At 62.2% G+C, this 16,545-nt stretch carries 16 protein-coding genes and 2 tRNA genes; 11 read left to right on the top strand and 7 right to left on the bottom strand.

All coding sequences use genetic code 11. The annotated features are described in order from the left end of the window. Positions 1–29 precede the first annotated feature (29 nt). Positions 30–653 (top strand): hypothetical protein, encoded by a 624-nt coding sequence (locus HLG82_RS06500; RefSeq protein WP_193326065.1) that lies wholly within the window; start codon positions 30–32, stop codon positions 651–653. A gap of 160 nt (positions 654–813) precedes the next feature. Here HLG82_RS06500 and HLG82_RS06495 read toward each other — a convergent pair whose 3' ends face one another. From HLG82_RS06495 to HLG82_RS06485, 3 genes are read right to left on the bottom strand one after another with little or no spacing between them, the layout of a single operon-like run. Next, a complete protein-coding gene (locus HLG82_RS06495) occupies positions 814–1,251 on the bottom strand; it encodes an LAVTG motif-containing sortase-dependent surface protein (protein WP_193326064.1) in 438 nt (145 codons plus the stop codon). Positions 1,252–1,299: 48 nt separating this feature from the next. Then, positions 1,300–1,788: a pyrimidine dimer DNA glycosylase/endonuclease V gene (locus HLG82_RS06490; protein ID WP_193326063.1), complete on the bottom strand. Its 489-nt coding sequence runs from the start codon at positions 1,786–1,788 to the stop codon at positions 1,300–1,302. Positions 1,789–1,839: 51 nt separating this feature from the next. Beyond that, positions 1,840–2,154 carry a YbjQ family protein gene (locus HLG82_RS06485; RefSeq protein ID WP_193326062.1) on the bottom strand — a complete coding sequence of 105 codons (315 nt, stop codon included), beginning with the start codon at positions 2,152–2,154 and terminating at the stop codon, positions 1,840–1,842. A gap of 192 nt (positions 2,155–2,346) precedes the next feature. Here HLG82_RS06485 and HLG82_RS06480 point away from each other — a divergent pair, with 192 nt between their 5' ends. Both HLG82_RS06480 and HLG82_RS06475 read left to right on the top strand, forming a co-directional pair. Next, positions 2,347–2,631 (top strand): hypothetical protein, encoded by a 285-nt coding sequence (locus HLG82_RS06480; protein ID WP_193326061.1) that lies wholly within the window; start codon positions 2,347–2,349, stop codon positions 2,629–2,631. Then, entirely contained in the window at positions 2,576–2,983 is a 408-nt protein-coding gene (locus tag HLG82_RS06475) for a hypothetical protein (protein ID WP_193326060.1), read from the top strand. The genes HLG82_RS06480 and HLG82_RS06475 overlap by 56 nt, the downstream gene beginning before the upstream one ends. Positions 2,984–3,105: 122 nt before the next feature. On the opposite strand, the gene HLG82_RS06470 is transcribed toward HLG82_RS06475, so the two are convergent. Further along, positions 3,106–3,176: transfer RNA gene (locus tag HLG82_RS06470), tRNA-Gly, on the bottom strand. A gap of 163 nt (positions 3,177–3,339) precedes the next feature. Here HLG82_RS06470 and HLG82_RS06465 point away from each other — a divergent pair. The 7 genes from HLG82_RS06465 (at position 3,340) to HLG82_RS06435 (ending at position 10,208) form a co-directional block, all read left to right on the top strand. Beyond that, positions 3,340–3,416 (top strand) — tRNA-Pro (locus HLG82_RS06465). Positions 3,417–3,640: 224 nt separating this feature from the next. Further along, positions 3,641–4,594 carry an aldo/keto reductase gene (locus tag HLG82_RS06460; protein WP_193326059.1) on the top strand — a complete coding sequence of 318 codons (954 nt, stop codon included), beginning with the start codon at positions 3,641–3,643 and terminating at the stop codon, positions 4,592–4,594. A 222-nt stretch (positions 4,595–4,816) separates the two neighbouring features. Then, positions 4,817–6,388 (top strand): trigger factor, encoded by a 1,572-nt coding sequence (gene tig, locus HLG82_RS06455; RefSeq protein ID WP_193326058.1) that lies wholly within the window; start codon positions 4,817–4,819, stop codon positions 6,386–6,388. 624 nt (positions 6,389–7,012) lie between these two features. Continuing rightward, positions 7,013–7,654 (top strand): ATP-dependent Clp protease proteolytic subunit, encoded by a 642-nt coding sequence (locus HLG82_RS06450; RefSeq protein WP_281388956.1) that lies wholly within the window; start codon positions 7,013–7,015, stop codon positions 7,652–7,654. Positions 7,655–7,687: 33 nt separating this feature from the next. After that, a complete protein-coding gene (locus HLG82_RS06445; protein WP_281388960.1) occupies positions 7,688–8,365 on the top strand; it encodes an ATP-dependent Clp protease proteolytic subunit in 678 nt (225 codons plus the stop codon). Positions 8,366–8,573: 208 nt separating this feature from the next. Continuing rightward, on the top strand, positions 8,574–9,845 hold the full coding sequence (clpX, locus tag HLG82_RS06440; protein WP_193326057.1) for an ATP-dependent Clp protease ATP-binding subunit ClpX: 1,272 nt from the start codon (positions 8,574–8,576) through the stop codon (positions 9,843–9,845). Between the two features lie 63 nt (positions 9,846–9,908). Further along, complete coding sequence (locus tag HLG82_RS06435) at positions 9,909–10,208, top strand: chorismate mutase (RefSeq protein WP_193326056.1); 300 nt, start codon at positions 9,909–9,911, stop codon at positions 10,206–10,208. A gap of 195 nt (positions 10,209–10,403) precedes the next feature. On the opposite strand, the gene HLG82_RS06430 is transcribed toward HLG82_RS06435, so the two are convergent. Continuing rightward, positions 10,404–12,233, bottom strand: coding sequence for an AMP-dependent synthetase/ligase (locus HLG82_RS06430; protein ID WP_255313836.1), 1,830 nt, complete (start codon positions 12,231–12,233; stop codon positions 10,404–10,406). Between the two features lie 152 nt (positions 12,234–12,385). Further along, positions 12,386–15,034, bottom strand: coding sequence for a valine--tRNA ligase (gene valS / locus HLG82_RS06425; RefSeq protein ID WP_193326055.1), 2,649 nt, complete (start codon positions 15,032–15,034; stop codon positions 12,386–12,388). Between the two features lie 72 nt (positions 15,035–15,106). Between valS and HLG82_RS06420 the strand changes: the two genes are divergently transcribed. Further along, the gene (locus HLG82_RS06420; protein ID WP_193326054.1) at positions 15,107–15,646 is read left to right on the top strand and encodes a coenzyme F420-0:L-glutamate ligase; all 540 of its coding nucleotides are present in this window, start codon (positions 15,107–15,109) and stop codon (positions 15,644–15,646) included. Here HLG82_RS06420 and proC read toward each other — a convergent pair. After that, positions 15,643–16,455, bottom strand: a complete 813-nt coding sequence (proC, locus tag HLG82_RS06415) for a pyrroline-5-carboxylate reductase (RefSeq protein WP_193326053.1) — start codon at positions 16,453–16,455, stop codon at positions 15,643–15,645. The genes HLG82_RS06420 and proC overlap by 4 nt on opposite strands. Between the last annotated feature and the right edge of the window lie 90 nt (positions 16,456–16,545).

Raw genomic sequence — 16,545 nt, 5'->3', positions numbered from 1 at the left:
TCGCGGTGAGAAACAAACGAAGGAGAATAATGTCGAGGAAAATCATGACCACCATGGCGGCCATCGCGATGCTACTCGCGGGCTGTGCCGGTCAGGGCTCGGACACCACTTCGACGGGGAGCACCGCCGAGGCCTCGACGGCGAGCGTAAGCCCGACCGCTGACGCGACGGCCACCCCGAGTGAAACCGCCACCGCCGCCCCCGACGACAACCTCCCGGTCAAGGTCGACACCAAGGGCGACCTCAAGACCTACACGCTCAACAACGGCTGGCTCAGCCTCGACCTGCCCACCGCCTATACCCAGGTTCAAGACCCGACCGAGCAGCTTCCCATCACGATGGTCAACGAAGATGACAAGACGTACGTGGGCGTTACCACGGTTGGCCCTGCCAAGTTACTGCCGACGCCGGACGAATACGTCAGCCTGCTGACGAAGAACCTTGGCCTAGCTGAGGGCGCCGTGGTGCACGAGGGCAAAGTCGACGTGGCTGGGAAGAGCGCGGAGCTTTTCACCGTGAAGGCCCAGGACAAGAAGGCCCACGTCTATTCGCTGACCTTGCATGACATCGCCTACGAGCTCACTCTCATGGGCGCCGACGGCGACGATGCCAAGCTGAAGCAAATCCTCGCCTCCGTGGTCATCCCGCAATAGCCGGGGGCCACAGCGGCCGCTGGTACGGTGGCGATTCCTGCGGGAATGTGCGCCGCGCTACCTGGCGCGCACATGCGAAACAAATTGGGGGCCTACACTTGTCGGCCCCCAATTGTGGCGTTCACGCTACCGCTTCAGCGGAGGCGTAGCCATCGTGTTCTTATCGCCGGCGGCGGATGATGGCGATGGCACCACCCGCGAGGAGCAGGACCACTGCGGCGACCGAGAGCCCGACAACCGTGGCTCCGGTGTGTGCCAAGGGCTTCTGTGCCTTTGTGGGCGCGGCCTTTTCGGCAACGACCGTGGAGGCGTTGCCGGTGCTGGACTGAGCGTCCTTGCCGGTGTTGTACTGAAGCTCCTTCAGCGCCTGCTCAATAATCGCCTTCAGAGCATCATCGAACTTCTGAGTCTTCTTATCCACACTCGGATTGTCAGTCGGCTTCTCGCCCGGACCGGGCTTGGTCGGGTGTGCAGGCTCAAGCGGAATAGCCGGAATCGTGCACTTGAGCTCCGCACAGGTCGGAGCAGTCCACAACCATTCGGTGTGGGCGTCCTTGGCCAGCTGGTAGCCCTTGTCGGCCCTAGCCTTGACTACCACGGTCTTACCGTAGGGATATTCGAACTTCGCCGGGTTGCCCGCGACTCGCTAGGAAATCTTCTCCCACTCCGCAATTGGACCGGGTACTTCGACAAACAACGGGTGCGTCACGACGCCGCTCGCGCCCACCTGCGCCCACGCATCAGTGGTAAGCACCTCGGGTGAGCGCCGCTCTAACTTTGACCGCAACCATGCCAGCTCGTATGCCAGTTGCCCGTCTCCGACCTCGATGAGCGGAACCGTAGGTACGTCAGAGTCGAGCGAAATTCCGCCGACGGCGTCGTGCCCTCCGGGACAGTAAATCTTCGAGCCGTCAAAGTTGTAACCCCGGGCCCGCGCCTCCTCAAGCACGCCCGACAGATAAAAACCAATGGAAGCAAGCGGCGAGGGCTGGCTCTTGAACCGGTCGAGCTGAGGATGATTACGGTAGCCCTTCGTCAAGCCCTGGAGCACCTTCTGAGCCAGCAACGTCTCACGCCACAGCGCGACGAGACCGGCGGCATCAAGATAGACAGGGTTAAGAGACCACATTCGCATGGGGTAATCCTACTGTTGACAACGCCGGCGGCCAACGAGGACAACGCCTGATTAGAACCGCACGGCCGTTCCCGTGGCGACGACCATGAGCATGTTGCCCTGGCCAAGAACCTCGTAGTCAAAACGGAAGCCGACCACGCCCTGCGCCCCCAACTGCTCCGCGCGGAGCGTCATCTCCTCCATCGCAGAATCGCGGGCTGCGATCAATTCGTTCTCATAGCCGCCGGAGCGACCACCGAAGAAATTGCGGAACTCGGCGCCGATGTCACGCAGAACATTAATGCCTACGATGTTTTCGCCGTTGACGATGCCAAGATACTGGCTCACGGGGTGGCCTTCAACGCGGTCCGTGGTGGTGACGAGCATGATTTCTCCTAGGTGGTGGTTACTGAAATTATAGGTTTCGGGGTGGCCATAGGGAGGGCGTCTGCCAAATCCTGTGAGAATATGGCCCGATCGTGAACGCAAGTGCCGATTTTCGAAAAATTCTCACAACATTTGGCGGCGCACACGGGTAGTTTACAGTCAGGCCCCACGCCCCGACCCTCGACACCATGAATGACGGCTACGAGGTTTACCCCGACGACGACGGTCGTGATCGATCCCGGCGTCTTCGGCTTTCCTGAGAGCGTAGGTAGCGCCGACGCCGCGCTGGTCACCCACGATCATTTCGACTATGTTGACCTCCCAGCTCCGACCGCCGCCATGGCCGAGCGGCCCGAGTTGCGCGTGTACTCGGCAACTGCGCTCGGCCTTGGCGCGTTCAGCGACCGGCAGACGCGAGTCGATGGGGGGAGACGAGTTTACGGTCGGCGATCTGGAGGTGGTCGTCGTCGGGCATGAGCAGGCGAGGGCAAGTGTTGACGACGGCGTCATCGTCAACGTGGGATACTTTGTGGCGGGACAGGTGCTGCACCCGGGCGACGCGCGCCCGGAGGCCGACGGGGTAGACACCCTGGTCGTTGCCCTGGCAGTGCCGTGGCAGAACACGCCACAGCTCGAGCAGTATCTGCGCAAGGTCAAGCCGCGCAAGGTGCTCGCGTTGCACGATGATATGCTGAATTCCATCGGCGTTGAGTTCGGCACCAAGCAGGTTGAACGGATTGCGAAGAGCTACGGTGGCCAGGCGATCGCGTTGGCTCCGGGGGAGTCGGTGGTGATTGGCGGGCCGGAAGAATCCACGACGACGCCGTAGGGCCGGCACTCTGCTTGGCGGTAATGGCTGCACCACTGGCTACACCAGCCGACGGTTTGGCTTCGAATGCTGGCGCTTGAAACCTGCACTTTTGCTATGTAGCAGGCCGTTAACATAAAGAGAGCGAGTGACGGGAATCGAACCCGCGTCATCTGCTTGGAAGGCAGAGGCTTTACCATTAAGCTACACTCGCGCATCAGCCATGCTGACCCGATGAGTTTAGCAAGCTTCCCGAGAATCATGAAAACTAGACGTGTGAGATGACACTCATCACGTCCGGGGCGATTCGTCTAACAGTACGACCTCCCTTAAGATGGCTGAAGGTCGTACGGCCGCCGGTCAGAAACATGGCCGGACGGGGTATAGCGCAGTTTGGTAGCGCGTCCGCTTTGGGAGCGGAAGGTCGTGGGTTCAAATCCCGCTACCCCGACCATCATCAAAGCCCGGTATCCCGCCGAAACGCGGGAGCCGGGCCGTGCAGTCTGTTGCCCTTGTTCCCGCTGTAGTAAGCTGATTCCCGCTGTATTACATTGCTGCAATTTACTACAGCGCGGAACAGGTTAGTGCGGTTTCGGCAACGCCGGCCGCGCTCAGCGCGAAACGCCCACCGCGGCGCCTCCTCGCGCAACGCCACGGCGGTCCATGAGAGGAACGAAGATGGAATACCGACGCATGGGGAATTCGGGACTCGTGGTCTCGGCTCTCGGATACGGTGCAAACAACCTCGGCCGCCAAGGTACGTCGAGCGAGGACGAAAAGGGCGCGACCGCCGTCGTCAATGCGGCTCTCGACGCTGGCATCACGTACTTCGACTCGGCGAACGTCTACGGCAAGCGCCCCGGCCTCTCAGAGGAACTGCTCGGCAAGGCGCTGGGTAGCAGGCGGGACGAGGTTGTCATTGCGACCAAATTCGGTATGCCACTCAAGGGTGAATCGGCGAGCGTGGCTCGCGGCTCGCGCCGGTACATGTTGGCGCGTCTTGAGGATTCGCTCGCGCGACTCGGCACGGACTACATCGACCTGTACTATTACCACTCGCCCGATGCCCACACACCCCTCGAGGAGACGGTGGACGCCCTCGAAACCGCGGTTGACCAAGGCAAGATCCGCTACTACGCGGTGTCGAATATGGCAGGCTGGCAGACGGCCGCCACGGCGGAGCTGGCGAGTCGGGGCAAGCTTGTGGCCACGCAGAACCACTACAATCTGATCGATAGGCGAGCGGAGCAGGAAATCGTCCCTGCCTCGCGCCACTACGGCCTTGGGCTTGTGCCGTATTTCCCGCTCGCGGCGGGGCTCCTGACCGGCAAATATACTGATGGTGTTCCCGAAGGTGGCCGGCTCAAGGACGGCGACCCCAAGCTCAAGGCCGCCGACATGGTCCAACTGCGCGCCTATCGCGACTTTTGTCAGCAGCGCGGCTTCAAGCAGGCCGACGTCGCCATTGCGTGGCTCGCCCATCAGGAACCGGTGGCGTCGATTATTGCCGGGGCGACGAAGCCGGAGCAGATTCAGTCGAACGCGAAAGCGCTCGAGCTGGAACTGAATCAGGACGACCGCGCCGCGCTTGACGAGATATTTCCGCCGGCGCAGAAGGTGGCACTGTTTTAGCGCCCCTCAGCGCCTTTCGCGCCCTCCCCAGGCGTCCACAAGCCGACCGGGCTGGACGCCGAACTGGGCCCAACGGCGTCGTGCGTGAGCCTTGTGTCTCCTTTCATGACGCTGAATGTAAGGAATGGCGCGGAATTGTTCTATTATGAACGGTGTTGTGTGCCGTGGGCACGCGTGTAGCTAGAAATGGACGCCAACGTCCCCCAACCCGAGTGGAGAATAGTGAAGCAGATCGTAGAGAACCTGAGCGAGACCCGCGCCAAGTTGAGCGTCGAGGTTCCCGCCAAGGAATTTGAAGCCGATTACGACAAGGCTGCCAAGGAGCTGGCCAAGCAGGTCAACATCCCGGGCTTCCGCGCGGGCAAGGCGCCGCGTCGCGTGGTCGAGTCCAAGATTGGTCGCGGCTACATCATTGAGCAGGCCATTAACGACAACCTCGACAAGTATTACCAGGCGGCAGTCGCCGAGGCGGGCATCGTGCCGATGTCGCGTCCCGAGGTCTCGATCGACGAGGTCCCCGAGATGAAGGGCAAGGACGACGTGACCGCGCTGAAGTTCACCGTGGAGGTGGACGTCCGCCCGGAGATCTGGATGCCGAACCCGGCCGATTTCACCGTTGAGGTGCCTGCTGTCGAGGTCAACGACGACGACGTCGAGGCGGAGCTGACCGCCCTGCGTGAGCGCTTCGCGACCCTGACCACCGTCGAGCGCGAAGCCGCCGAAGGTGACTACGTCAGCATGGACATGGTGGCCAAGATTGGTGACGAGGAAGTCGACGACGTCGCGGGCGTTTCGTACCGTATTGGCGATGGCAACATGCTTGAGGGCCAGGATGAGGCGCTCAAGGGCGCCAAGGCTGACTCCACGGTCGAGTTCAAGGCCAAGCTGGCCGGAGGCGAGCACGAAGGTGAAGAGGCTGACGTGACCATCACGGTTCACTCTGTCAAGGAGTCTGTCCTTCCCGACGCCGACGACGACTTCGCGCAGATCGCTTCCGAGTTCGACACGATTGACGAGCTGAAGACCTCCCTGCGTGAGAACGCTGAGAAGTCCAAGGCGAACTCGCAGCTGTCGGGCGCATACCAGAAGCTTGTTGACCAGCTCATCGAGGCCTCGGACTTTCCGTTGCCGCAGGGCGTCATCGACGAAGAGATCGCCTCGCATCTGCAGAACGAGGGCAAGGACGCCGACGACCCGCACGCCGAAGAGATCCGCGGCGACGTCGAAGAGGCTCTGCGCACCCAGCTGCTCCTTGACACCTATGCTGAGGCGTTCAAGGTCCAGGTGTCGCAGGAAGAGCTTCTCGACTTCCTCGTGACCCAGGCCCAGATGTACGGCATGGACCCGAACCAGTTCGTCCAGGCTGCCGCGCAGGCCGGTCAGATCAACGCCTTCGCTGGTGAGCTTGCCCGCAACAAGGCTGTCATGGCGGCTCTGCGCCTCGCCCAGGTGAAGGACGAGAACGGCAAGGCAGTGGACGTCAACGCGATCCTTGGCGAGAAGCCCGAGAACGAGGAGACCCCAGAGTTCGGTGCCAAGCCCGCGAAGAAGGCTGCCGCGAAGCCGGCTAAGAAGGCTGAGCCGAAGGCCGAGGCTGTTGAAGCCGAGGTTGTTGAGGCTGAGGCGACCGCGGCTCCGGCTGGCGCGGCGGGTGACTTCGATCCTGCCGACCACAAGGTCGACGAGGTTCTCGACTACGTTGCCAAGGCCGACGACGCCGAGAAGGCGCGCGTCCTCGAGGCGGAGAAGGCAGGTAAGGGCCGCAAGACCCTCATCGCCAAGCTCGAGGCATAAAGCCTATAGCGTTATGCAGGGCGCGGGGGAGTTCGGTTGAACGCCTCCGCGCTTTGCTTTGCGGGCCGGCAGGCTTGGGTATGTCTGAGAGCCCGCATGGGGCTGCCTGGTTCGTCTGGGGCCGGGGTTCGCCTGAGTTCACCTAGGGATCGCCGCCGGTGTTTGAAGGGGCCGTGGCGTGGGCCCGGGTTTGCTCCCGCTGTATTAAGGTGGCCCGCGCTGTAGTAATTTACGCCACTTTAATAGGGTGCGGAGCAGCTTAGTACAGCGCGGGCAACGGGCACCTGCCGGACAGCGCGGGCAACGGGCACCTGCCGCCGTTACCCCGCCGCCGGCGTCAGTGTCAACCCGCCGCTAACCGTCCCACAGGCGCCGGCGTCGCCCAAGCTCGGCGATACTGTGCCAACAGCGAAAAGGTGTCGAGTTGGGAAGGATCCTGGCTGGCTCTTCGTTAATATCGGTTGAGTGAAACGGGGAGTAGACCCACTGCACATTCACACGGAAGTCGAGCGTCGGACTCGATTCGAGGTGCCGAAGGGAGGTGAGAGGCCTCCGAAGCGCCGCGAGGCGCCGTGAATGTCGAGGTGAAACCCATCAAATTCCCGCGAAGGGTGAAGGAGGGGCATGAAGATGCCACACGCAGTAGTTGGAGGCCAAGCACTTGGCCTCGGCGACTCGATTTTTAACCGTCTCCTGAAGGAGCGCATCATCTGGCTCGGCGACCAGGTCACGGATGAGTTGGCGAACATGATTTCCGCTCAGCTTCTCCTACTTGCCGCTGAGGACCCGGAGAAGGACATTTATCTTTACATCAACTCGCCGGGCGGTTCGGTCACGGCGGGTATGGCGATCTTCGACACGATGCAGTACATCAAGCCCGACGTGGCAACTGTGGGCATGGGCCTGGCGGCGTCGATGGGCCAGTTCCTGCTGACGGCGGGCGCGAAGGGTAAGCGGTACATCACTCCGCACACTCGCGTTCTCATGCACCAGCCGCTTGGTGGTGTGCAGGGCACGGCAACGGAGATCCGAATTAATGCTGACCTCATCTTGAAGATGAAGGAAGAGCTTTCGGCGCTCAATGCCAAGCACACGGGCAAGTCTGTGGAGCAGATCCTCGAGGATTCGGATCGCGACAAGTGGTTCACCGCTCAGGAGGCCCTCGAGTATGGCTTCGTCGATCACATCATTGAAAGCTCCTCGTCCGTCGTTGGCGGCGGTGGTGTGGATCGTGGCGCTTCGTCTGCGACCCTGGAAGAGAACTAAGGTAGGCACAACATGACAGGACTTTCCCTTCCCATGTCCATGGCCGGAGTAAACGGCCTCACGCTGCCGGGTGGTGCGGCGCCCCAGATGCCGTCTAATCGTTACATCCTGCCGAGTTTCGAAGAGCGTACGCCTTATGGCTACAAGCGCCAGGATCCGTATGCGAAGCTGTTTGAGGATCGTATTATCTTCCTCGGCGTTCAGGTTGATGACGCTTCTGCTGACGACGTGATGGCCCAGCTTCTCGTGTTGGAGTCGATGGACCCCGAGTCGCCGATCACGATGTACATCAATTCGCCCGGCGGTTCGTTCACGGCGTTGACCGCCATCTATGACACGATGCAGTACGTCAAGCCGGAGATTCAGACGGTTTGCTTGGGCCAGGCCGCGTCGGCTGCTGCGGTGCTGCTCGCGGGCGGTTCGCCCGGGCGCCGTCTTGCGTTGCCCAATGCGCGCGTGCTGATCCACCAGCCGGCGATGCAGGGGGCGCAGGGCCAGGCCTCGGATATTGCGATCATCGCTGAGGAGATGGATCGCATGAACCAATGGCTGATCGATACCCTGGCTGCTCACACGGGTCAAGCCCCGGAGACTGTGGAGAAGGACATTTCTCGCGATAAGATCCTCACCGCCGAGCAGGCCAAGGAGTACGGCATCGTCGACCAGGTGCTCGTTTCGCGCAAGGTTTCGCGTCAGGCGATTGAGGGTTAACGACGCCGTCGCTGGGCGAGCATAGATACCTCGCCCGGGGTGGCGAAAGCCTCGCCAAGAATAGGTGCGGGTAGCGATAGGGCGACGCGACGGCGTCGCCCTTCATCGTAGGCGCTGTGCCACAGAAGAATGACGCTTGGCGTGCCATACTGGCTCTTAGCGTCGATATGGTGTGGAATGAGATGGCGTTGATGAAAGAGGTTAGGCAATGACTCGTACCGCCGATGCGGCTGACACCCTGAAGTGTTCGTTCTGCCAAAAGAGCCAGCGTCAGGTTCGTAAGCTGATTACGGGCTCGGGCGTCTACATCTGTAATGAGTGCATCGAGCTGTGCAACGAGATCATTGAGGAAGAATTTGGGGCTGCGGATGCTGCTGCCGAATCGGAGGCGGAGCTCCCTAAGCCGCGCGAGATTTATGACTTCCTCAACGAGTACGTGATTGGTCAGGACGGCGCCAAGCGCACCCTTTCCGTGGCGGTTTATAACCACTACAAGCGTATTCGGGCGCAGGGGATTGTGTCTGACGCGAAGAAGGATGCCGATCATGTGGAGATCGGCAAGTCGAATATTTTGCTGATTGGCCCCACGGGCACGGGCAAGACGTACTTGGCTCAGACGCTGGCGAAAATTCTCGATGTTCCGTTTGCTATTGCGGACGCCACGGCTTTGACGGAGGCGGGCTACGTCGGCGAGGATGTGGAGAACATTCTCCTGAAGCTCATTCAGGCAGCGGACGGCGACGTTGCTCGTGCCGAGCGGGGCATCATCTATATTGACGAGATTGACAAAATTTCCCGCAAGAGCGAGAATCCCTCGATCACTCGCGACGTTTCTGGTGAGGGCGTCCAGCAGGCGTTGCTGAAGATTATCGAGGGCACGGTTGCGGCTGTTCCCCCGCAGGGTGGGCGCAAGCATCCACAGCAGGAGTTCATCGACATCGACACCTCGAACGTGTTGTTCATTGTCGCTGGCGCGTTTGCGGGCATGGAGGAAATCGTTTCCTCGCGCACGGGACGGCGAGGTATCGGCTTCGGTTCGTCTCTGCACGAAGCAGAGGACGCGGGCGCGCTGCTCAAGCAGACCACTCCGGAGGACCTCCACAAGTTTGGACTGATTCCCGAACTGGTGGGACGTTTGCCTGTGATCGCTACAGTCAATGACCTCACTGTTGACGATCTTGTTGAGATTCTTCAGACTCCACGCAACGCACTGGCCAAGCAGTACCAGAAGATGTTTGAGCTCGACGGCGTCACGCTCGAGTTCACCCATGGCGCGCTTGAGGCGATTGCCCGGGAGGCGATTGCCCGCGGCACGGGCGCCCGCGGTTTGCGTTCGATCATGGAGAATCTGCTTCGTGAGTTGATGTTTGATATTCCATCGCGCGACGACGTCGAGAAGGTGCTCATCGATGAGGACGCCGTCAATGGTAGCTCGGAGCCTCGGCTCGTTCTCACCAGTCGGAAAAATAAGAGCGCGTAGGCCATTGCCCTTCTCGAGGTCATAAGATGGCAGGGCTAGATGCCCGAGGAAGAGGAAGACGCGATGGCTGATATTCCCGCGGAGCTCGAGGGCTTCCGTAAGACGATCGACAACCTGGACGCTGCGCTCGTCCACATTCTTGCTGAGCGTTTTCGCTGCACGCAACAAGTTGGCATTCTTAAGGCCGAGCGCGATCTTCCGCCGGCCGACCCCGCGCGCGAAGAACGCCAGGTGGAGCGTCTGCGCCGCCTTGCCGTCGAAGCCGACCTTGACCCGGTGTTTGCTGAGAAGTTCTTAAAGTTTATTGTGGCTGAGGTGATCCACCATCACGAGCGCATCGCCGCGGAAAAGAACGGCGAGTAGGGGCGGTCGCAACCGGCCCGGCCCGCCCGCGCTGTAGTAAGCTGCTCCGCGCTGCATTAATCTGGCGTATTTTAATACAGCGCCGATCAGCTTAGTGCGGTTTCGGCGAAGGGCCCGGGTGCGATGGCCGGTTTCGGCGAAAGGCGGGGGCGCGGAACCCGGCCCGCGCCCCCGCCTTTCGGCCTCTTCGCACCACTACTTGGTGTAGATTTCCTCGATCGCCGAGGCGAAGTCGCGGATGATGGCCGTGCGCTTGACCTTCAACGACGGGGTCATGTAGCCATTTTCCACGGTGAAGTCGCCGGGAAGGATCTTGAACTTGCGGATGGACTCGGCACGCGAGACGTGCTCGTTCGTGCGCTTGACGGCGCGGTCGATGGCTGCGATCACCTGCGGATCATTGACGGCCTCGTTGACCGACATGGGCGGCAGGCCGCGGTTGGAGAGCCACTGGGGGAGGGCCTCGGCGTCGAGGGTTAAGAGGGCCGAGATGAACGGCTTCTGATCCCCGACCACGACCACCTGCGAAATCAGCGGGTGGGAACGGAGGCGATCTTCGAGCTCAGCGGGCGCGACGTTCTTGCCACCTGCCGTGACGATGAGTTCCTTCTTGCGGCCCGTCACCCACACGAACTCGTTTTCGTCCACGCGCCCGATGTCACCGGTGCGGAACCAGCCATCTTCGGTGAATGCTTCGGCGGTTGCCTCAGGGTTGTTGTGGTAGCCCTTGAAGACGTGGTCACCCTTGACGAGAAGTTCGCCGTCCTCGGCGGCCTTGACGTAGCAGCCGGGGTAGGCGGGGCCGACCGAGCCCAGGCGGAACTTGTTGACCCGGTTGACGGTGGTCGGTGCCGCCGTTTCGGACAGGCCGTATCCTTCGAGGATCTGGATTCCGGCGCCGGTAAAGAAGGCTGCGAGGCGGTTGCCCAGCGGTGCGCCGCCCGAGATGGCGTACTCGACCTTGCCGCCCATGATGTCGCGCATCTTGGAGAAGACCAGCTTGTCGAACATGCGCTGCTGCGCCGCGAGCTTGGGCGAGGGGCCCTCCTCGGTTTCGAGGGCGCGACCGTAGGCGATGGCGACCTTGGCCGCCGTGCGGAACATCTTGAGTTTGAGGCCCTTGCCGGCCTTGGCGTCGGCGGCGTTGTAGATCTTTTCGAACACGCGCGGCACGGCGAGCACGTAGGTGGGCTTGAAGGACTGCATGTCGGCAACGAGGTTTCGCGTGTCGGGACAGTAACCGATACCAGTTCCGGCATAGAGAGCCATGACGTTGATGAAGCGTGCAAAAACGTGTGCCATCGGAAGGAAGAGGATAGTGCGTGCTCCCTTGCGGGAGACGACGTCCATGAGGCCCTCGTCGGCGGGGCCGTTGATGGCGACGTGGAGCAGGTTGCGGTGCGTGAGCACAACGCCCTTGGGGCGTCCGGTGGTGCCGGAAGTGTAAATAATGGTCCACACGTCGTCAGCCACCTGGGCGTCGATGCGGCGGTCGATCTCGTCGTCGTCGTGAAGGGAACCGGCGGAAGAGATGCGGCCTTGGGCGTCGTCGGCCATGACGAAGATCTGTTCGAGAACGTCGACGCGCTCGAGCAGAGGCTGAAGCATGGTTTCCATCGCCTGGTTCTCGACGACGGCGAACTTACAGCCCGCGTCCTTGATGATCCACTCGGCTTGTTCGACCACAGAGGTTTCGTAGATTGGGACGGCGTATCCGCCGGCGAACTGAACGGCGAAGTCGAACAGGGACCACTCGTAGGAGGTGTGCGACATGATGGCCACGCGTTCGCCTGGTTGGAGGCCGTAGGCGATGAAGCCGCGGGCGAGTGCGCGAATTTCGTCGTAGAACTGGGCCCAGCCCACGGGGATCCACTGGTTGCCCATCGCGGACTTGCGGAAGATGGCCGTCTTCTTCGGCATTTCCAGCGCACGACGACGGATCAGTGCCGGCACCGTCATCTGGTCGGTCACTTCCATCTTGCCGGGCACGAACGAGACGCCCTCTTCTTCGATGTATTCGCTCACCGATGCTCCTTAATTAAATCGTAGCAATAAAGCTACGGTATCGTAAGTGGGGTGCGAAATGGCGGATTTCATGGCATTGTAGTCATGAAATCCGCCACTAAGCTAAGCAATCAGCCCGGCCGAACGACGCCGAACCCAGCCCGACGCCGAGCCTACTCTTCGGTGACGAACGCGAAGGCCGTTACCTCGGGGCCGTCAACCTCGGCCTCGACGAAGGCCAATTCGCCTTCGACGTGTGCAGCCGATTCGAGCTCGCCACGCACCAACTCCGCGGCGGCGGCGCCACCGGCGGGGAGGGTCAGGGTTACGTCGGCGTAAGCGGTTCGCTGGGAGACCTTCTGCTCAGACTTGACCTTACGCAGTGCGGCAAGTGCCTTGCCAGCGGCACCCACGAGGTCGGCGTCCCCATCGGCGGCGGCGCCGAAGACGTCGGCGGCCGGCCACTGTGCGCGGTGCACGGAGCCCGTACGGTACCAGGACCACACCTCTTCGGTGGCGTAGGGCAGCACCGGCGCGAGCAGGCGAAGGAAGGTGTCCACGGCCAGGTTCAGGGCGACGCGCGCCGAGCGAACCTTGGCCGAATCGCCGGCGGCCGCGTATTCGCCGTCGCGATCGTAGGCGCGATCTTTGACAAGCTCAAGGTAGTCGTCGCAGAACGTCCAGAAGCATGTTTCCGTCAGCTCGAGGGCGCGGGTGTGATCGTAGTTTTCCAGTGCCTTGGTCGAGCGGGCGACGACGTCGGCAAGCATCGCCAACATCGCCTTGTCGAGCGGCTCGGTGACGGCACTCGGATCGAGGTCTACCTGGGCCTCGCCGCCTGCCATGCCGAGCGCGAACTTCGAGGCGTTGAGGACCTTCATTGCCAGGCGGCGTCCGATCTTCATCTGCTGCTCGTCGAAAGCCGCGTCGGTGCCGAGGCGGGCGGAGGCTGCCCAATAGCGGACGGCGTCGGAACCGTGCTTCTCCAGCAGGCCCATCGGGGTGACGACGTTGCCCTTCGACTTGGACATCTTCTTGCGGTCCGGATCGAGGATCCAACCCGAAATTGCCGCGTGCTTCCACGGTAGTCCGCCGAACTCCAGATGGGCGCGAACTACGGTGGAGAAGAGCCAGGTTCGGATGATGTCCTGACCCTGGGGGCGAAGATCCATCGGGTAGACCTGGGCAAAGAGCTTGTCATCGGTGAGCCAGCCGCCGGCCACCTGGGGCGACATTGACGAGGTAGCCCACGTATCCATGATGTCGACTTCACCCACGAAGCCGCCGGGCTCACCGCGCTGGGACTCCTCGTATCCCGGGGGCGTGTCGGAGGAAGGATCCACCGGAAGCATGTCCTCGGTGGGCACCAACACGGCGTCGTAATCGACGTCGCCGCTTTCGGATACCTTGTACCACAGCGGGAGCGGAACGCCGAAGAAGCGCTGACGCGAGATCAGCCAATCGGTGTTGAGGCCCTCGACCCAATTGTTGTAGCGCACGCGCATGAAGTCCGGGTGGAATTCGAGCTCCTCGCCGCGGGTCAGCAGGTTCTCACGCAGGTCCTTGCCGTTGGCCTCGGTGTGGGCGCGGCCGCCGTTGCGGATGTACCACTGGCGGGAGGGGACGATCTCGAGCGGCTTGTCGCCCTTCTCGAAGAAGTTCGTCATGCGGGTGGTGGGCTTGATCTCGCCGATGATCTCACCGGTTTCCTCAAGCTTGGCCACGAGCGCCTTGCGGGCGGAGAACGTGGTGGCACCGGACATCTCGGCGAAGGTCTCGCGGCCGAGGTCGGTGGTGATCCAATCCGGCGTCTCGCGCAGGAGGCGGCCGTCCTTGCCGAGCACGGTGCGCATGGGCAGGCCGAGCTCGCGCCACCACTGGACGTCTGTCAGATCGCCGAACGTACAGCACATGACGATGCCCGAGCCCTTGTCGATCTCCGCCATCGGATGCGGAAGGATAGGTACCTCGACGCCGAAGACCGGGGTGATCGCGGTCTTGCCGAAGAGGTGCTGGTAGCGTTCGTCGTCGGGGTGGGCGATGACCGCCACACACGCCGGAAGCAACTCGGGGCGGGTGGTCTCGATGGTGACGTCGCCATCGGGAGTGTGGAACTGGAGCGAGTGGTAGGCGCCCGGGTATTCGCGGGCCTCGAGCTCGGCTTGGGCGACGGCAGTCTGGAATGTCACGTCCCACAGGCCCGGGGCCTGAGCCTGGTAGGCCTCGCCGCGTTCGACGTTGCGGATGAACGCCGCCTGGGCGACCTTCTGGGCCTTGGCACCGATCGTCTGGTAATTCTGCTTCCAATCGACCGACAGGCCGAGGTGGCGCCACAGCGCCTCAAACTGCTTCTCGTCGTCCTCGGTCAGCTTCCAGCACAGCTCGATAAAGTTGCGGCGCGAGATTGGCTTTTGGTCGGCGTACTTGATCGACTTGCCGTCGCCGCCATCGTGCGGGGGAACGAAGCCCTCCTCATACGGCAGGGAAGGGTCGCAACGAACGCCGAAGTAGTTTTGCACGCGGCGTTCGGTAGGCAGGCCGTTGTCATCCCATCCCATCGGGTAGAACACGTTCATGCCCTGCATGCGCTTGTAACGCGCCACGACGTCCGTGTGCGTGTAGGAGAATACGTGACCGACGTGGAGCGAGCCAGAGACCGTGGGCGGGGGAGTGTCGATCGAGTAGACCGCCTCGCGGGTGGTGTCAGTGTCGAAAGAGTAGGTGCCCTTCTCTTCCCATTCCTTGCCCCAGCGATCCTCGAGGCCGTCCAGGCTCGCCTTCGCGGGAACCTGTGTGGATGTACGCAGTGTTTCGTCAGTCATGGCCATATTCTCCCACGTTCGCTTGGCGCCGGTCACGTCCGTCAGTGTGAGGTTTGGCGTTATAGTACCTCCATGACTTCAGTACAGGCCGTGACTGTTCCCGGCATTCCAGCCCTCACGTCTGGCGACGACGTCGCGGCGGTTATTTCCCCGCATCTGAACGCGCTCTCGTGGCCCGATGGCTACGTCGGTATGCGTGGCGACGACGTCGTGGTCCTCGCCGGCAAGATTCTGGCCAAGGCTCAGGGTCGTTGGCACAAGGCGGGTGAGGAACCCGATGGTTTTCGCACGCGTGTCAGTATCCCCGAGGCGCTTGGCTTGAAGGCTCCCGACGACGTCGATCAGGCCGCTGGCGAGATCCGGCGTGGCCTGGCGGCACGTTTTGGTGGGCGCCCGGGAGTGATCATTTCCGGATCAGGGCGCACTGGGCAACCGGGTCGGGGTGTGGCGGACGTGGCCCTGGGGTCGGCTGGGCTGGACGTGAAGACGCCCACCGGCGAATCCGTCATTGACGCGATTGCGGCGCTCGCGGGCGTGGTGATGATGAGCTCGCACGAATGCCCGGTGGTCGTGGTGCGCGGCATCCCGGACGTGATGACCTGGGAGGACTAGGCTTTGCCAATCTCGGCGTCGCGGGCGATGGCCGCGTTGACGGCGTCGATGACGGCGGGTGTGAAGCCTGCCGACTCCATGGCGATGAGCCCGGCGATGGTGGTTCCGCCGGGGGAGGTGACTTGGTCGCGTAGCTCGCTGGGGGTGAACTCCCCGTGTTTGGCGAGGACGAGTTGTGCCGATCCGAGGACGGCTTGCGCGGCGATGCGGCGCGCTGAATCGAGCGTTATTCCGGCGGCGAGGGCGGCGCGGGCGAGGGCGTCGATGTAGGTGTACGTCCAGGCCGGCGAGCATCCAGCGATGGCGGAGAATGCGGGGAAGTCCTTCTCGGTGATGACCACGGTTTGCCCGATGGAGTCGAAGATGCGGCGGACGGCGGCCAGCTGGGAGTCCGTGACGGCGGCGTTGGGGCATAGCGCCGACATGCCGGCACCGATCTGGGAGTTGACGTTGGGCATAACGCGGACGATCGGGGATCCTGCAGGTGCGTGCTCAGCAAGGGTGTGAAGGCTAACACCAGCAGCGACCGAGACGATCACTTGCCCGCCCGTTTCTTCGCCGAGCTCGCGCAGAACCTTACCGATCACGTGGGGTTTGACACCCACGATCAGCATCTCGCCTTCTCCGAGCGACTCATACACCGCACGGTTCGTCCCTATGAACCGTGAGCCGGTGTGCTTAGCTTGGGAAGCGCCCGCCTGGGCGTTGGCGCGGGTGAAGACGACGTCGTCTGGCGCAACCAGCCCTGCGGAGAGCACTCCTGCCAGTATCGCCCCGCCCATATTGCCGGTGCCGATGAATCCGAGCATATTTCGTCCTCCCATGAGCTCGCTCTAGGTAAGCCTCTCGGTCGTCTTTCTCCCTGCGCGAAACTGAGCCTAGCAGGTACGTCGCGATGA

It is taken from the genome of Trueperella pecoris (assembly GCF_014926385.1).
Lineage (GTDB): Bacteria > Actinomycetota > Actinomycetes > Actinomycetales > Actinomycetaceae > Trueperella > Trueperella pecoris.
This window is presented reverse-complemented; position numbering and strand designations above follow the sequence as displayed.